Consider the following 18,010-nt stretch of genomic DNA (forward strand, 5'->3'; position numbering starts at 1 on the left):
TCTCCTGTCAGATTTCTTCAATCTCGATTCCAAAGACACCGGCGATAGTGCGGATATCGTTGAGATTGTGACCCATTGTCAACAAGTAATGATGGGATGCGACTGATCTCATTAGTTTCAGACCATCGCCGACCTTGACAACACCTCCGTTCAAACAATCGGACCCGGGAAACTGGGAGTAACCTGTTAGGTCGCCTTCCGCGACAGTCATTTTTTGCATGGAGGGATGAAGTTTAGCAAGCGTCATCGGGCCTGTTGGGAGATCGGCATCAATGGCGGTGGCGTTATCGTCAACGATTGCGAGTGCCTTGTTCTTGAGACTCCAACGGGTAGCGAAGGCTCTGGGAATGACGCCCATGAATCCACAGTGCGCAATCAGGATATGATTGTCTGGATCACCTTCGACGGCCGGAAATGCAGGAATTCGCTCATGTTTTAGGGCAGCCTGACCCAACACAAACGGATAGAGATTGGTCATCAGGATCGGCACATCCAAAGATTTGTGCAGTACGTATTTGCTGAGCATCGACATTGTATCGGCTTCGCAGCCCCACATCATGCCTCGCTCTTCAAACAAACGGGCCCATGCTAAACAGGGTGTCGTGTCGGAGAAGTGTGATTCATTTAAGCAATTGATTCCGACACTGCGAATGTTGGGATCGGCATCCAAGTGCTCTTTGACCGCCAAATAGATTTTGACGGCGCTCAACAGTGGACTGCCACTGACAGTCTCCTCCTGCCACTGCCAGGCATCCCACTCGTGCTGCGCTGCGTCATCAGAGATCTGTTTGGCCTTAGCGCCGAGTTCACGAAAGCTGCGTTTTTCGATTGTCACGCCAAACTTGTCGGCCATCCGTTGTGTGCACTCGTCCTCCCACCAATAAAACCGCTTGAAGATCGGCGCCTGGGCGCCTTGGCCAGGATCATCTTGAAACACGACAAACTTGGCAGATGCCAATTCGCGTTTGACTCGCAGGGCAGCGACGATCTTCTTTGTCAAAGAAAGGTCATACGGAGCCAGAGTTGATACGCCCTCACCGCGAAGATACTCGGTGATTTCCCAGTCCCACATGGCGATCGTGCCGGATTCATCCGTAACGATCAAGATGGGGATTTTGATTGCTTGAAACGCATCGAGACAACGATAGGCCTCACCCAGTATTTGTGGAAACAGCACTGCTTCGGCGTCTGGGATTTGCGCTCCCAATGGGACCGGATCCAGTAGCTCAACGTTGTTTCCGATCAAGCGACGAATGTGTGCCATCTGCGTGTCGAATCCTTCATCCCGACCCGGATCGAAATAGAGGGGAACCAGACGAGGTTTCATGCAATATTCCTTTAAGTTTGCCGAAGACGGCTGCCCATTGCCGCCTGGTTTGACTTCGGACAGAGTCGCAGGTTGGGCACCTGGCGGGGCCAACTTCTATCGCGTCAGCTCCATCGGATCACGCAATTGGTGTTAGGTTACGCCACCGATTCCGAATCAACTTCGGCTGCGATGTTGCGCAAGGCTTGAACACTACTCGCCACAGCGGCATCCTCGTCCTCATAATCCGGATGGAGGAAATCAAGTTCCATCGCGAGAAATCCCTGGTAGTTGGCTTGCTTTAGTTTTCGGGCGAGAGCCAAGTTATCAATGAAGCCGTCACCAACCGGGGCGGTGGAAAAGAAATACCAATCGTCAACATTTGCGTCGGAGTTGATTTTGAGATCCTTGATATGCGTTGCCAGCGTGTGCGGAGCCAGCTTGTCCATCGCTTTAACCGGATCGTCTAAAAGGCGAGCGAAATTCCCGGTATCAAAGTTCAATCCGAGATAGGGGGAGCCGACTTCTTCTAGCAGTTGCAGGATTTCATCGCCAGTAAAATCAATGTGGTTCTCGATCGCCATTTTAACGTCGTGATCTTGTGCGATTGGAATCGCTGCTTTGAACATACGAACTAACCGCTGGATCTGTGTCTGATGATCCTCAAAACGGAACATCAGCGACGATCCAACCACTCGCATGACTTTCGCACCGATTTGCTCCGCATGCTGAAAGGTCCGCAACATCTCCTGATATTCGTCTTCGTTCTTGCCACCCTCCAAACCGTCTGGGTGCCCCCACGCCCAGACTCGGTCGAATTGGTAATCGTCAAGTCGGTCTTTGATCGATTTGAGATAACCCTCATCATCCTTGTTGGGCACAAAACAGGACTCGATTGAAACACCATCGACAGCCAGCTGTTTTGCTCGATCCAAAAAACCCTCAAGCAGCATCCGTTTCGGTGGATCTGCCTGTTCTGGATAGACTTCACCAAAATACCGGTGATAACAATAACTGTCGATTCCAACCTTCATCTGCATACTCCGCTTTTGAGATGCTTTGTGAACTTACCACAAATATCTTATCAGAAAAATATTGGGAGCTGTTCGTCAGCCTTACTTGGTCGCTGCGCGTTTTCTGAAGCCAGCCACGACGAGGCATATGGTTAACCAAGTTGTGAACGCAAGGGTGGGTTCGGGAACAACGGCAGCCGATGGACGCTTGCCAACCTCGAATCCCGCATCGGAGAAGGCTGCAACCAAATCGCCCGTACCAAACACCGCATCGCCATCCCAGTCGCCTTCGGCCCAGCCGGCTGTTTCGCCTGTTTCAAACTTACCCACGCTGAAAACGGTCACCAAGTCGCTCGAATTAAACAGACCGTCCAAGTTAGCGTCGCCAAACCAGCTAACTTTCAGGTCCGCGACCCAGAATGATCTGTCTGCGCTATTTACACTACCGTCAGAGTTGACGTCAAACTCCAAGTTGTTGGTTCCGGCCCGAACCTCCGCGGAAAGTGAATCGATATCGGAAGCGTCCAGCTCACCATTCCCGTTGAAATCGCCGGAGGTGCGCACGGGTCCCATCGCGAGGGCAATGTGGTTGGCGATTTGTTCTTCTGTTAATTCGAAGGGATAAATTGCCACCTCATCAATCAGTCCCAACCAGGCAAAATTACTATCGGACTTTCTTGTCCGGCCGATGTACCACGAACCGTCGTCGCCGCCAGCGTCCTGCAAATCGCCACTGCCTTCGAAATCAATCTGCCTTTCCCCATCCAAGTAAACGATGCCCGTTCCATCACCACCGTCGCTTTCACCTGCAAAGATTCCCACGACATGGTGCCATTCATCCACCTCCATCGGTCCGTCGGAGTGAGGGTCAAAGAACTCGTTGAAGTCATTGCGAATGACAAAATCCAGTTCGCCGCCTTGTCCTGTGTGGTTTACATCCAGCTCATAGCTTCCGTCCCAGCGAGCAACGATCGGCGAGAAACCCACGGTGTGGTCGCCTTCGAGGAGCACCCAGGCCTCGATCGAGATTGAATTGCCGGGATGTTGTGGATCATCCAGCAGCACGTGTGTTCCGTTTTGTTCATCGAAATGAGCTGCCTTGCCTAACGCAGGAAAAGCACTCGCATGGCCCAGCGTGACCCCGCCTTCATAGGTTCCGGGGTTATTTGACTGAGCTGGTATATCACCGTTTGCGGCCTGGTCAGGAATCTCGTCCTTGGCTGGTTGTGAGGTATCCGTTTCCTCGAAACGCCAATAATGGATCGCACCGTCGGAAATTATCTGTTCGGCATACTGAGCTTGAACTTGAGTCTCCGGAAAGATAATTGCGGCTGCAACGACGAACATCAACACCCGAACTCGGAGTGAGAGGGTCATGGGTAACTCTCCTGAAGTCTGTTAGGTAACTGTCTGTTGGAAACACGAGGTTGGCCTGATCATCCTAAGGCGATCATTCGACTGCTAGGTCATTCGATGGAATCGCGCCGCGCGAAAGCACCAATGCCTTATGGTGGGGCTGATCTGCTCGCGAGCCTGAGCCGCCAGCAGTTGGTTTGGGCTCATGGGTGATTGGTTTCCTTTCGGTTGGCACCAGCGATATCGTTTAGCAGCGACGAACTTAATGTCGGTATGACGGCTGACGAATAACTTCCACGTTGAAAGGCAAAAACCAAGTCCCGCGAATCGAATCTCGCGTCTCCATTCCAATCGCCATCCGTCCAACTTGCCAGCTCGGTTGCCGACTCGTATTTTCCTTGTTGAAATATTTGCACCAAGTCAGACGAGTCAAACACGCGATCAAGATTCGAATCGCCGGCCTCAAATTTGGCCTCACCTGGCGTCCCGCCAATTGGGGCGCTGGCGCGCCAGTTGGCGGGATTGTTGTAATCACCATTCGTAGAGATCGCTTGCAAAGAGGCTCCTAGTCCGTCAGCTAAAGCGGGCCAGGCCACGCTGTCGTCGTAGGTAAACGATTGCAGTACGCTTCCATCGGCGGCTAACAGTGTGATTTGTTCACCGTCGTCTGCGAGTCGGCCGTTGTATTGGCCTGCAATTCGTATGTCGTTTTCGTAGCGTGAAGTGAAAGCGCTCTGATTTTCTACGATAACGATGCGCTGTCCGGGGGCCAGTGATTGTTGCTCGAATTTGAATTCGATGCCCTCTGCTGTACCGTTCACATCAACTTCGCTAAGTTGCACGTTCCCAAGATTGATACCTTTTTGGCCAATATTGACCAGCTCAATGAACTCATATTCGTTGTTATCCAAGTCAAGTTCGCCCACGGTCAAATCCGCATCGGCAGGATTGTAATGAACTTCGCTGATGCGTAGATTCGTCGAACTGGCAGGCACGACATCGACCAGATAGTTTCTTGACTCCACTGCCGACCAAACTTCATCTTGCAGGACTCGTGCCTGGACCGTCGTTTCCGAGTTGATGGTCAGGGGAGTGGTGTACAGATTGGCGTTCGGATTCATCGCTCCGCCGGCTAAACGTGGGTCGCTGCCGTCTGTTGTGAAGTAGATCGGCAATCGTCGAGGCTGTTCATCCTGAGGCACAGCAACTAATTCGGGCAGGATGAGAAAATCAGAACTACCGGTGCTTGTATTGATACCATGAATTGCCAATACGTTGTGGCCGGTCTGCAGGAGGTTTGCGAAATCGGATATATCAAAGGTTTCAAAATCGTAAGCTTCATGGGCATTTGCGCGGGCCTCGCCCAGGTTGGGGTTGCGTACCGATGCGCTGCGCGCCACTTCGGTGCCATTCAGGTAGGCGACGAACCCATCGTCGTATCGCATGTTCAGTAACAGAGCTTGAAGCGAGGTCGGATCTTGGGCAAGGTTGAAATCAATGCGCAAGAGCGCTGACCGGATACGCCTCATCTTCGACTGCACGTCAGTTTCAATGATGCTGTTGTAGCCTTCAGAATTATCGAATCCAACACCTGTTGTTGCCGCGATCCACGTCGCATCAGGCTGGAAGTCCACGGCCGTCCAGCGATTGCCTAACGCGTCATCTTCGACAGGCTTTAGCCGGGCTGAAGCACCAGCAGCGACAAGAATCTGGCCAGCCGGCGCCAGATCCGACTCCATGGCGAGCGACGTTCCGGACGCGATCACGCCATTGGGTTGATCCAATCGGGGTGCTGGCACAAATTGCTCGTCCAGCCAGGCAGCGTGTTGTACGAGCCAGTCGCCCAGGTAATCAACTTCCTTTTCGTAGGTGTCCCGGTTCTGGAAACCGGGCGGTGAGATGTGGGTGTTACGTCCTAGCGTGTTCCAGCGTTCAAAATTACGGCCCGCCGCTTCGGCGGTCAGTAATTGATATTTTGCATCAATGTCGGCTAAGAAATTATCGTCTTGGAGGACCGTTTGTCGTAATTCATGCCAACGATCAACGATTAGTTGCCAATGATCGGGGTCTTGCTGCAACCGCACCGACCACGCGGGCCAAGGAGGAATCGTTGCCGTCGTGTACGAATAATTCCACCCTTCAATGTCACACCCACAACGCTGAACGGTACTTGGTTCCGCATAATTCACGTTACCCAACGCCCAATTCATGTCCCACATCGGGCCTTGCGTCAGTTTGCCGCCGCGATCAATCCAAATGTAGGTGCTGCCACCATCGAAATCACGAGTGAACTCGCGCATCGCCCGGTAATCGACAAACGATGCTACATCGATATACTCGCTGTAGTGCTTACCTGTTTCCGGATGGATGAAATCGGGACTGTAGAGCGCTGTCTCGAATTCTTCGATATAGCTTTTGATCCAGCTTTTCTGCGCCGCATTCAAATCGCCAAACGCAGGGTCCTCGTATTGATAACCGATCGATCGACCACTGCCCCGTGTTGTGAACGGACCAGGATTACCCACTTCGATTACGTATCCGCCAGTGATCTCTTCTTTATTGGTTGTCGCCTCCGGCGATTGAATATCGATGCGATTTGGGCCTATCTTAATGCTCTCGACCAAAACATAGATTCCGAGGTAGTCGTCGTCGAAAGAGATCTCACTGTCACCGTCAGTATTCAGGAATAGTTCTACATATTTGGTTCTTGGAGAATAGTATCCGAGATCCTCCCACCACTTGAAGGTGACCACGTTACGCATCAACGATTTGTCGGTATAAGGTCCGTTTAACACCCAATCCGATTCGGATGGAAGTCCCAGCAAAGGGAATTCAGCATCGTTGCCGGCCGCGTCCCATGTTTCGAATTTGTATTGTTTCTTAGCAAACCCGGCGCTCGATCTTCCACGCTGTCGGATTCCCGACTCTCCCAGATACTGCGGATCGGAATTGACGCTTGATCTTCCCGTCGTTGGCGAAATGTCGAAGACCGCAGAGAACGAACTACGGTCGCGACCCGAGCCGGGCGTTTTGTTGAACGTGTCGATCACGAAGATCGGTAGGTTCGAATCGAATTGCTTGAGATCATCAGCCATCTTGAGAAACGCTTCACGCTGCACAGGACCGCCCACTCCAAGACTTGTGAACGATCTTGCCTTGATCTGTGTAGTCTGACGGACGGTGATCGACCCGTCGTAAAGCGTGGAATTGACGGTTGGCTCCGTCCCATCGGTCGTGTAGCGGATCGTATCGATGTCGTTCGCAATCGACAGACTGACCGTCACATCCTCAGTGAGAATGCCGCCAGCCCGTGAAAAAGTCACTAGGCCACCACCACGCAACGAATTTGACTCACCCGGCGTAGGACTGCCAAGGAATCCGAAGGTTACCGGATCTGCTCCTACAGCGATTAACTCCGGGTGGATCAGAAAGTCCGATCCGTCGTCGGGTGAATTTAATCCGTGAATTGCCAGCACATTTCCACTCTCTCGGAAAGCCTCCTTCGTATCTGGGATGTCAAACTCGGCGAACTCCAGTGCTGATGGGTCCGGGTTTGTGTTCGTAGCGGAAGCGTCCCAGTCGGTCTGCAAGGGTGCGTTCGTGCGCGCCACTTCGGTGCCATTCAGGTAGGCAACGAATCCGTCGTCATACTTCATTCGCAATGTGGCGTTGGTGATCGAATCGAAGGCTGGCGCATCAAAGGATGTCCGCAAGTAGACCGACGATTGGTCGACTTCATACATCGAGGAGGTCAAGTTAGTCGTGATCACATCTGCGTCATAAGCCAAATCTGGATTGAGCAGCTTGCCTCGTGACAATGAGACTTCGCCTAAACCGTAAAACGCGCCATGCGAGCTCACTTGACGCAATCGAATGAAACGTGCCGTCTGTTCGCCAACTGAGAATTGTTCGAGAGGGACTCGCTCACCGAGCACCGGTTCAGCCGTTGTGAAAAACTGCTCGTCCGTGAAGTCGTCTCCGTTCTGTGAGAACGAGACGGCGAACTCCTTCGTTCCCTGATTTTGTTGGACATCTCGGTTCTGGATGGTGTCGAAAAATGAATAATTCCAGAGCAATAGATGGTCAAACGTAGCCGGGAAAAGGAGGGAGAATTGTAACGTACCTGGAGAACTGCTGAGCCAACCGCCGTCGTTCTCGAAAACAGCTGAATGGCTTGTGGCCGCAGAAATCGGTAGTGGCGTCAAGTAAGGTGATTGTTGGTTAATGAGATGCGAACTGCTCCCACTAAAGGTTCCGTCAAATCCCACATGAGAAACCGTGAAAGGAGTTACCACGGTGCCTTCGGTCTGATCTGCATCAAATCCGAAACCCGCTCGTCCTTCACTCCACGCGGAACTATCAAATCCAGCTTGCGTCCATGACGGTGAGCCATTCTGTAAACCATCCGCCGAGCCATTCGAAGGCACCGACAGCTGGTAAACCGATTCGGCATCGACATAGGTTTGCATGCCCGATGCACCGCGTCCATAGGATATGTCTGCGGTCTGTACTGGGTAACTTGATGAGTCTTGAATTGTGGTCCCATCCGGTCGTACCAGTGCGATTAACTCTCCCGATTTCGATAGCTTGAAGTTTGTATGTAAATTCGCTGTCGGATCACGGCGGTCTTTACCTGATGCGAAAAACAGCCGGTATTCATCCGGACTGAGTATCGTGTCCTGTGGCAGCTGCCATTTGGTGAGCTCGGTTTGATCGTCGGTCAAGTGCCAACCGCCAAGGTTGATTGGCTCGGCTGACACGTTATGTAGTTCGACCCAATCCGGTGTTTCCTGATCTTCATCTTCAAGTGTCCCACGATTGGACGCCATGAATTCGTTGATCACGACATCTCCCGCCAGCATCGTCCGTGATTCCAGTCGCTCTAAATCGAAACGGCGAAACTTTCGGTTGAAAACTGAACTCATTTTCGTGACCCTTTTATCGAAGGATTCGATCGTGGTCACAATGTGACGATGCTCTGTTCGTTGCGACCATGATAGAGTCCGTAATTTTAAGACATCTTAGAAAGAATTCGACCTTCTTTCTAAGAAATCTTTTTAGGCATCTGTTCGACAAGATTAACCGATACTGACAAAGCCGATTCGTGTTAGGCATCTGTTCGACAAGATTAACCGATACTGACAAAGCCGATTCGTGGTCGGTAATCATTCCGCATGGCAACCATGATTTATGAAATGGTTTTTCATTTTTTGAAATGAAATTACGTAGGCGTCGCAAGCGTCCCGTCGTTGTCGCAAAAGTTTCGTCGTTGTCGCAAAAGCGAAGTGATTTTGTCGTAAAAGATCCATCGTTGTCGCAGAAGTGAAAAGAGGTTGTCGAAAACATATTTTCGGTTTCGTATGTCCATGAAAGTTTTTTCTTGTAGATCCGTTCTCCTTATATCAAAATGCGCTCGGTTTCATCCTTCGAATTACTTGGATGGTGTTTGTTTCGATGACGCCTGGAAAATGTTTGCAATCGGTAGGCTTTGCGATGTAGTCGCAAGAGATCTATCGAGTCATCCAGTGATCGTTTGGAGTCAGGCTAATGAAGTGAACTTCCATAGCTAAAGAGAATCAAGGCTACAGAGAATCAGTAGCGATTGATTTGTCTCATTTTGGGATTTCTTGAGTCTGATTGTTATGAATCATCTGGGAGCAAAATGTCATGAGATTTACATCGACTTGTGTTTTATCTTCGCTTCTCGCGTTGGGTATGATTGCGGTAGGGCAAGCCGGAACTTATTCGGACTTGGTCATTGCTGATGGTGCGATCAATTACTGGAGTTTTGAGCAGGCGTCGACGGCTGATCCCGCAACGGACTCAGCAGGGAGTGTGGACGGTACTTACCAGGGCAACGTGGTTCTGGCTCCGAATACCGAGAGTTCTCTGCTGGGCAATGCAGCCCAATTTGACGGCCAGGATGGCACCCATGTTGCACTAGGTGCTGGTACCGTTATCGGAGATTCGATCACGGTCGAAGCGTGGGTTAATCTCGATGTGGACGCGACAGCCGGGTTTTCACCCGTATTGGCCAAATGGGACGGTAGTTTCGAATTGGATGTGAATGCAACGGACCAACCGGGATTAGGTACTGATCGAGTGGATTTCGTTCTCCGAAATTCCAGCAATGATTTCGGAGACCCGGCTTCTCCAATCGCCATTTCTCGTGGTGAATGGCACCATGTTGCGGGCGTCTACGATGGCACGACAGGAGAAGGCCTTGTTTACCTGGACGGTGTGGCTGGCGCACCGTTCTCTTTAGGCGGCGCATTGCAGAACGCAGGTGGCGATGATGGTAATTGGTACATCGGAACTACGCGTAACCCAGCGAGCGGATTCAATTGGGACGGCTGGATCGATGAAGTCGCAGTTTATGACAAGGCTTTGTCGGCCGAGACGATTCAAAGCCACATCAACGCTGTTCCTGAGCCGACGAGCGTTAGTCTGCTATTGGTCGGTCTCCTAGGGGTAGGTCTCTTGCGTAGAAAGAGATAAGGCTAGGGAATGGCGTGAATTGAAAAAAGTAAACAGGCTGGGATAATGACTGTATTATTCCAGCTTGTATTCGTTGTTGAGCACTGAATTTAATTTGTACACCCCGTCACACTTCGCATGTTACGATGAGGTCATGCGCAATCTTCTCACTCTGACACTACTTTCAATTCTCGCGTCCGGTTGCAATCGTTCGCGGGACGCTGAACGTCCGCCTAAAGACGTGGCGTTGACGGTGACATCCAAGAGTGATGACCGATCTGAGGTAGCCACCCCGTTGAAGGTGACACCCTTGTCGGAGCCTCCGCTTAGAAACGGTCGATTCCAGTATTTCGATTCCGAGACAACGGGGATCGATTTTGTTCATCATTGGAATCCTTCGCCGCGTCATGAGTTAAAACTGGCCAATGCAGTGGCGGGAGGTGGTGTTGCCGTCGGTGACTACGATGGTGATGCTCGTCCCGACATTTATTTGACCCGTCCGACCGGTGGCGGCCGTTTGTACCGCAACCTTGGAGACTTTCGCTTTCAGGATGTGACCGAAACGGCTGGCATACAAAGTGGTGAATACTGGGGCACGGGTGCCTGCTTTGTGGATGCTGATAATGATGGCCGACTCGATCTGTATGTCTGTGGATACGACTGCCCAAATCAGTTGTACATCAACCAGGGTGATGCCACTTTTACCGAATGCGCGGCGTCGTGTGGAGTCGATTTTCGTGGTGCGAGCATCATGGCCGCTTGGTCTGATTACGATGTCGACGGTGATCTGGATATGTATCTCGTGACCAATCGGCTGGATCCGGTAAAGAAATTCCAAACCAAAGCATTTCGCCGTAATGGCAAGTGGGTTGTACCAGCAGAAGTTCGCGAAACGAATGACATTCTTGTTAAACCTGACGGATCGCCTTTCCCGATCGATGCGGGCCAATTCGATCATCTGTATCGCAACGACGGTCCAGGTCCTGATGGGCGAATCAAGTTCGTGGAAGTCAGTGACGAAGCTGGGTTGCAGGGAAACTACTTTGGTCTTTCGGCAACCTGGTGGGACGTGGATCAAGACGGATTGCCGGACTTATACGTTGCCAACGACTTTTTTGGTCCTGATCAGCTTTACCATAACAACGGTGACGGAACGTTCTCTGATGTGACACGGTTGGCGTTAGCGCACACTCCATGGTTTTCCATGGGTGCCGATTTCGGCGATATCAACAACGATGGCCATCTTGATTTCATGGCGTCGGATATGTCTGGCACCAGTCATTACAAACAAAAAGTGGCCATGGGTGAAATGAATGAGAACGCCTGGTTCTTGGACTACTCAGAACCTCGTCAGTACATGCGCAACGCAATATACCTGAATTCGGGCACCGGTCGATTTTGGGAGATTGCCTACCTGACGGGATTGGCTGAATCGAATTGGACATGGTCGATTCGCTTTGGGGACTTGGACAGCGATGGGCGTGAAGATCTTTTTGTATCTAATGGGATGACTCGTGATTGGTTCAACAGTGATCTTCGCGCTCAGGCTCGTCAAATCGGCGATTGGTGGCAGGGCAGTCGCGATCTTTGGCTAAACGAACCGCCATTGCGTGAGCAAAACCTTGCTTTTCGCAATCACGGAAATCTGACCTTTGAAGATGCAAGTCAGGACTGGGGATTGAACGAGGAGTCGGTCAGTTTTGGTGCGACCTTAGCTGATTTGGATGGTGACGGTTACTTGGATGTCGTTATCAATAATTTTGAGGCCGCTCCCTCGCTCTACCGGAATGAATTGGCTGTCGGGCATCGCATTGCAATTCGATTGCGAGGTGACTCCAGCAATCGCTTTGGGCTAGGTGCGACTGTGCGATTGCGTTCCGCGTCCGGGCAGCAAGTTCGTTATCTTTCGTCGTCGCGAGGTTTTATGGCGGCGAGTGAACCGGTGTTGCACTTTGGACTAGGTGAGGACACGGTCGTGGATCAGTTAACCGTTAGCTGGCCCAGCGGCAAGGTTCAGGAGTTCAGCCGACTTCCAGTTGATCAACGCTATACGATAACCGAGCCTCACGGTTTGCCGCCCAAGAGGACTCTTCCACAGCGACCCAAGCCTATGTTTCGGCGAGACCGGAAGTTTCCCGTCGCTGCGCATCGCGAGCAGCCCTTCGATGACTTCGCTCAGCAGCCGTTACTTCCCAACAAGCTGTCGCAACTCGGCCCCGGTTTGGCCTGGGGTGACATTGATGGCGACGGGGATGATGATCTATACGTGGGGGCCGCGGCTGGGCAAGCTGGCCGGGTTTTTGCGAACGATTTGGGGAAGTTTAGTCCCATCATATCGCCCGCTTTTGATAAGGACGAAGCTTGCGAAGACATGGGAACGTTGTTCTTCGATTCAGATGGGGACGGAGATCTGGACTTGTATGTTGTTAGTGGTAGCTCGCAGTTTTCTGTCAAAAGTGAGGAACTTCGTGACCGCCTGTATTTGAACGATGGCGAAGGTAGATTTGAGTTGGCTCCCGAAGATACATTGCCGGACGCGTTAGAAAGCGGCAGTGCGGTTGCTGCTGCTGACTTCGATCGGGATGGTGACCTCGATTTGTTTGTCGGCGCTCGGTTGATTCCCGGACAGTATCCGCTTTCGCCGCGGGCCATGGTTTTACGTAACGAAACGACGCCAACGGGAACCAGTCGTTTCGTCGACGTTACCAATCAGATCGCATCCGGTCTGGATCGAGCCGGAATGGTGACCGGAGCTGTTTGGTCAGATGCGAATGGCGATGGATGGTTAGATTTACTACTGACATGCGATTGGGGCACCGTTCAATTCTGGAGAAATGATCAAGGTAAGTTAATCAATGCCACCGACGCTGCTGGCTTATCAGAAAGATCTGGTTGGTGGAACGGCATTGCTGGACGCGATTTGGACAACGATGGTGACATTGACTACGTCGTCACCAACGTCGGCCAGAATACCAAGTATCATGCCAGCCCAGCCCATCCCCAGGTTATGTATTACGGCGATTTTGATGACAGTGGCCGGATGAGATTGGTTGAAGCCGAATTTGAGGGGGATGAATTGATGCCGATTCGCGGCAAAAGTTGTTCCAGTCGCGCAATTCCTCTACTGAACGATCGTTTCGGTAGTTTTCACGACTTCGCATTAGCGTCCTTAGACGACATTTACACTTCCGAATGCCTGGAAGACGCACGACGATTCGAAGTGAATACGTTGGAAACATCCATTTTGCTAAATCAGGGTGACGGATCGTTTGAATTTCGTCCATTACCCAAGTTGGCACAAGCGTCACCGGCTTTTGGCGTGGTGCTGACCGAGATCGATGGTGATGGACATCCTGATATATATCTGGCGCAGAACTTTTTTGGTACACAACTAGAGACCGGCCGTATGGATGGTGGTACTAGTTTGTTGCTAACGGGGGCTGGCGACGGTACGTTTTCAGCGCTCTTTCCTCATCAATCTGGATTGATCGTCTCCGGTGATGCGAAAGGGTTGGCGGCGGCTGACATTAACTCTGACCATCGTATGGACTTGATCATTACGATGAATAATGGACCCGTACTGGCCTTTATCAACGAATGTTCATCGCCAGAACGTTTCTTTAGCGTTCGATTAAAGGGGCCCGCCGCTAACCGTTCTGCCATTGGATCGCGTGTATCTGTGCATCTGAAAGATGGGTCTAAGCAGACGGCCGAAGTTCATGCGGGTTCAGGTTACCTGTCGCAGTCAACCACGGAGCAATCCTTTGGCCTAGGGCTAGAAAACCAAGTTGACCGCGTGACCGTCCGATGGCCTGATGGTAGTTCAAGTGAACATCCGGTCTCGAGCGACCAAGCCTCAATTCTTATTGAGCTAGATTGAAGATCATGTCACAACTCCAGTCGTGCAACCCACGGACTACTCGCGACGCCATTCGTAATTGCGGTTGTTTGGTGGGAGTTGTCATGACTTTGCTATTGATCGTGACGTTGAACGGTTGTCATCGTTCTTCAACATCACCATTGTCACAAACCGTTAAGCCGATCGCTGGCTTGCAGTCGCGCCCGCTGCCCGAGCGAGAATCACGGGGTGATCAAGTCCGATTTGAATCAATGTCGGTTGATCGAACCGGGCTCGATTTTATCCATCATTGGATGCCCCCCGCCGATTATCCTCATGACCTAGAAACTCAAATGGCCGGCGGCGGTGTCGCCATCGGCGACTACGATAATGACGGACGACCGGACATTTACCTTTCCCGTCCGTATGGTGGTAATCGGCTCTATCGAAATTTGGGTGATTTTCGTTTTAATGACGTGACGGATATGGCTGGCTTGAGGGATGACGAGACGTGGGGGGGCGGAGTTTCTTTCGCCGATGTTGATAATGATGGTGACCTCGATTTGTTCGCTTGTTCCCACAATGGACCCAACCGTCTGTTCATTAACCAGGTCGATGGTACCTTCTTGGAACAGGCCAACCTGTTTGGCCTCGATTTTAGCGGCGCAAGCGTCATGATGGCCTTCTGTGATTATGATCTCGACGGCGATTTGGACGGATATCTTTTGACGAACCGATTAAATCCTCCCCGAGATGTCGAGCTTGGAAAGGCCGTCCGCATCAACGGTAAATGGGTCGTCCCGCCTGAAGCTCAGGAGTATAAGGACATCATTGTTACGCCGGATGGAAAGCCGATTCCGATCAACGCGGCACAGTTCGATCATCTGTTTCGCAATGATGGACCTGACCAAACCGGACAGACACGTTTTACCGACGTCAGTCAACAAGCGGGAATCGATGGCAACGACCATGGACTCGGCATCGTCTGGTGGGACTACAACGATGATGGATTTCCCGATTTGTACGTTGCGAATGATTTCACGGATGCCGACTGTCTGTACCATAACAATGGTGATGGCACGTTTACGAACATCATAGCAACATCGCTCCCGCATACGCCTTGGTTTTCGATGGGAGTTGACGCAGCCGACATCAATAACGATGGCCAAGTCGATCTGATGGCCTCCGACATGACGGGAACTAATCACTACAAACAAAAAGTCGGTATGGGAGAGATGGGGTCACAGTTGTGGTTTCTGGAATTCCCCAAGCCTCGCCAATACATGCGCAACGCCGTCTATCTAAACACGGGCACACCACGTTTCATGGAGGTGGGTTATCTAACCGGTCTAGCGGAAACCGATTGGACCTGGACCGTTCGATTTGCAGACCTCGACGAAGATGGCTGGCTTGACGCGTTTGTTACGAATGGAATGACACGCGATTGGCAAAACAGTGACTTGAAACGGCAGGCCGATGCGTTGGGTGGCAAGCAGTCACCCAAAGGGCGAGCGTTCTGGCAGAATCAGAGTGCCAAGCAGGACCGTAACCTGTTGTTTCATAATCAAGGTGATCTAAACTTCAGTAGCGAGGGCGATAAGTTTGGACTCGATCACGACGGTGTAAGTTTTGGTGCCGCGACAGGTGACCTCGATGGTGATGGAGACCTCGACCTGATTGTGAATAACTTTGAAGAGCATGTTAGCGTCTATCGAAACTTGTCGTCGGAACAAAATCGTGTCATCGTTCAGTTGAAAGGGACCCAGGGCAATCGATATGGAATAGGAGCCAGACTACAAATCGAAACGCAAACGGGTAAACAGAGACGAGACTTGACTGCTGCTCGTGGATTCATGTCTTCTGGTGAACCAATCGCTCATTTTGGACTCGGCAGTGATTCGGTAATCGATCGATTGACGTTGCGCTGGCCGAGCGGGCAGCTGCAAGCTTTCGACAATCTTCCCGTGAACCGGGTTTATACCGTGACAGAGCCGACAATCTCGACGGCGACCGACGAATCAGATTCGGTTCGAGTCGCAATGTTTAAGGCGGGCGTGATCGCCCCCTCAGCCGTCCATCGAGAACAGCCATTTGACGACTTTAAACGGCAGCCCCTCTTGCCAAATCGACTCTCACAGCTTGGGCCCGGTATGGCTTGTGGAGATATCAATGGTGACGGAGTTGACGATGTTTTTCTGGGCGGAGCTGCTGGTCAGCCAGGAACGATGTTGATTAATCGAGACGGACGTTTCATACCCCTTCGTAATTCGAATTCCACGGTGTTTTTCCAGGATCGTCACTGCGAGGACATGGGGCTGTTGTTGTTTGATGCGGATGGCGATGCCGATCTCGATTTATATGTTGTGAGTGGCGGAGTGGAGTGTGAAGAGGGGAGTTCTCGGTTGCAGGATCGGTTATACGTTAATGACGGACATGGCGCGTTTACGAAGGCGCCGCCCGACACCTTACCCAAGATGCTTGCGAGCGGAAGTACGGTGGTTGCTGCCGATTATGATCGAGATCACGACCTGGACCTATTTGTCGGTGGACGAGTTCGTCCTGGTGCGTATCCGCTCACGCCACGATCGTATCTGTTGCGAAACGATTCCAGTCAAACGGGTGGACTGCACTTCACCGACGTCACCGATGACGTAGCGCCGGAGTTGGGACAGCAAGGTATGGTCACTGGGGCCCTCTGGACTGACTCCAATTGCGACGGCTGGATCGACTTGATCGTCACCTGCGAATGGGAACCGATTCGGATGTGGCAGAATAATCAAGGACAGTTTGCAAACGTGACGGACTCGGCTGGCTTAAGCAAATACTTAGGATGGTGGAACAGTGTTAATGGTCGAGATTTCGACAACGATGGCGACATCGACTATGTCGTGACGAATTTTGGTCTGAATACGAAGTATGAAGCCAGCGAAAGAACGCCTGTTGAACTTTACTATGGAAGTTTCGATGACAGCGGGGAAATGCGTTTGATCGAAGCCGAGCATGAAGGTCGACAACTGTACCCAGTGCGGGGACGCAGTTGCTCAAGTAACGCAATTCCTGTCGTGGGCGAACGTTTCGAGTCCTATCACGACTTTGCGTTGGCGTCGTTGTCAGAGATCTACACGGCTGAATCTTTGCAGCGATCGCATTTGTTTTCCACCAATACCTTGGAGTCAGGTATCCTAATCAATGATGGTCGGGGACATTTTGAATTTCGAGTGTTACCAAGAATTGCTCAAGCATCTCCGAGCTTTGGTGTGGTGACAACAGAATTGGACGGAGACGGTATAGCGGATATTTTCCTGGCGCAGAATTTTTTCGGGCCTCAAGTCGAAACTGGCCGAATGGACGGAGGGGTCGGTCTGTTGCTACGTGGCCAAGTTCCTTCCGCTCAGAACTCGGGCTTTACGCCGATATGGCCTGACCGAAGTGGTATCGTTGTTTCTGGTGATGCAACATCGGCTTTGTGTACTGACGCCAATCAAGATGGTCGTCCTGATTTGCTCGTTGCCGAAAATAACGGTCGCATAAGATCGTTTCTACACCAAGCTGAAAATAGCAACTCCTTCTTGTCAATCGACGTTAAGAATCAGCGGGGTGCGCCGGCCGTGGGAGCCCGTGTGGAACTGATCCTTAGCGACGGGGCGCGCCAAGTTGCCGAACTGTATGCCGGCTCGGGATATCTTTCCCAATCGACGCACCTACTTACGTTCGGATTGGGAGACAATCGGACGGTCGAACACGTCAACGTTCGTTGGGCCGACGGAAGTACCAACAAATATAGCAACCTGGAAACCAAGGCCGTGCTGCGAATCCAGCAAGATTAGGTGCAATCAACAACGTCGGATTCACGGCGAGAACCGTATGCACACTCGAGTGGAATTGCATTGGTAAAGTTTCAACGGTTAGTTGGTCCGTCTCAATTGAGAGTGAATTCAAGCCTATTAAATCAGCTCAGCTTGTGCTCGAGCCAATCGGAATTTCAGTTTGTTGGTGAGAAATGAGAAGTGCCACAGGCAT

The 18,010-nt window shown here is 51.5% G+C and carries 7 protein-coding genes; 3 read left to right on the forward strand and 4 right to left on the reverse strand.

What is annotated here, in order from left to right; genetic code table 11:
• Window positions 1–7: 7 nt before the first annotated feature.
• The 4 genes from P8N76_26460 to P8N76_26475 form a co-directional block, all read right to left on the reverse strand.
• The gene (locus tag P8N76_26460) at window positions 8–1,327 is read right to left on the reverse strand and encodes a hypothetical protein (protein MDG2385242.1); all 1,320 of its coding nucleotides are present in this window, start codon (window positions 1,325–1,327) and stop codon (window positions 8–10) included.
• Window positions 1,328–1,464: 137 nt separating this feature from the next.
• Window positions 1,465–2,340 (reverse strand): sugar phosphate isomerase/epimerase, encoded by an 876-nt coding sequence (locus P8N76_26465; GenBank protein ID MDG2385243.1) that lies wholly within the window; start codon window positions 2,338–2,340, stop codon window positions 1,465–1,467.
• A gap of 81 nt (window positions 2,341–2,421) precedes the next feature.
• On the reverse strand, window positions 2,422–3,696 hold the full coding sequence (locus tag P8N76_26470; protein MDG2385244.1) for a hypothetical protein: 1,275 nt from the start codon (window positions 3,694–3,696) through the stop codon (window positions 2,422–2,424).
• A gap of 182 nt (window positions 3,697–3,878) precedes the next feature.
• Window positions 3,879–8,600: a CotH kinase family protein gene (locus tag P8N76_26475; GenBank protein MDG2385245.1), complete on the reverse strand. Its 4,722-nt coding sequence runs from the start codon at window positions 8,598–8,600 to the stop codon at window positions 3,879–3,881.
• Window positions 8,601–9,342: 742 nt separating this feature from the next.
• Between P8N76_26475 and P8N76_26480 the strand changes: the two genes are divergently transcribed.
• The 3 genes from P8N76_26480 to P8N76_26490 all read left to right on the forward strand — a co-directional run bounded on the left by P8N76_26480 (window position 9,343) and on the right by P8N76_26490 (window position 17,817).
• A complete protein-coding gene (locus P8N76_26480) occupies window positions 9,343–10,173 on the forward strand; it encodes a LamG domain-containing protein (GenBank protein MDG2385246.1) in 831 nt (276 codons plus the stop codon).
• A 133-nt stretch (window positions 10,174–10,306) separates the two neighbouring features.
• Complete coding sequence (locus P8N76_26485; protein MDG2385247.1) at window positions 10,307–14,032, forward strand: FG-GAP-like repeat-containing protein; 3,726 nt, start codon at window positions 10,307–10,309, stop codon at window positions 14,030–14,032.
• A gap of 83 nt (window positions 14,033–14,115) precedes the next feature.
• Entirely contained in the window at window positions 14,116–17,817 is a 3,702-nt protein-coding gene (locus tag P8N76_26490) for an FG-GAP-like repeat-containing protein (protein MDG2385248.1), read from the forward strand.
• The last annotated feature ends 193 nt before the right edge of the window (window positions 17,818–18,010 follow it).

The sequence above is a fragment of the Pirellulaceae bacterium genome, assembly GCA_029243025.1.
Lineage (GTDB): Bacteria > Planctomycetota > Planctomycetia > Pirellulales > Pirellulaceae.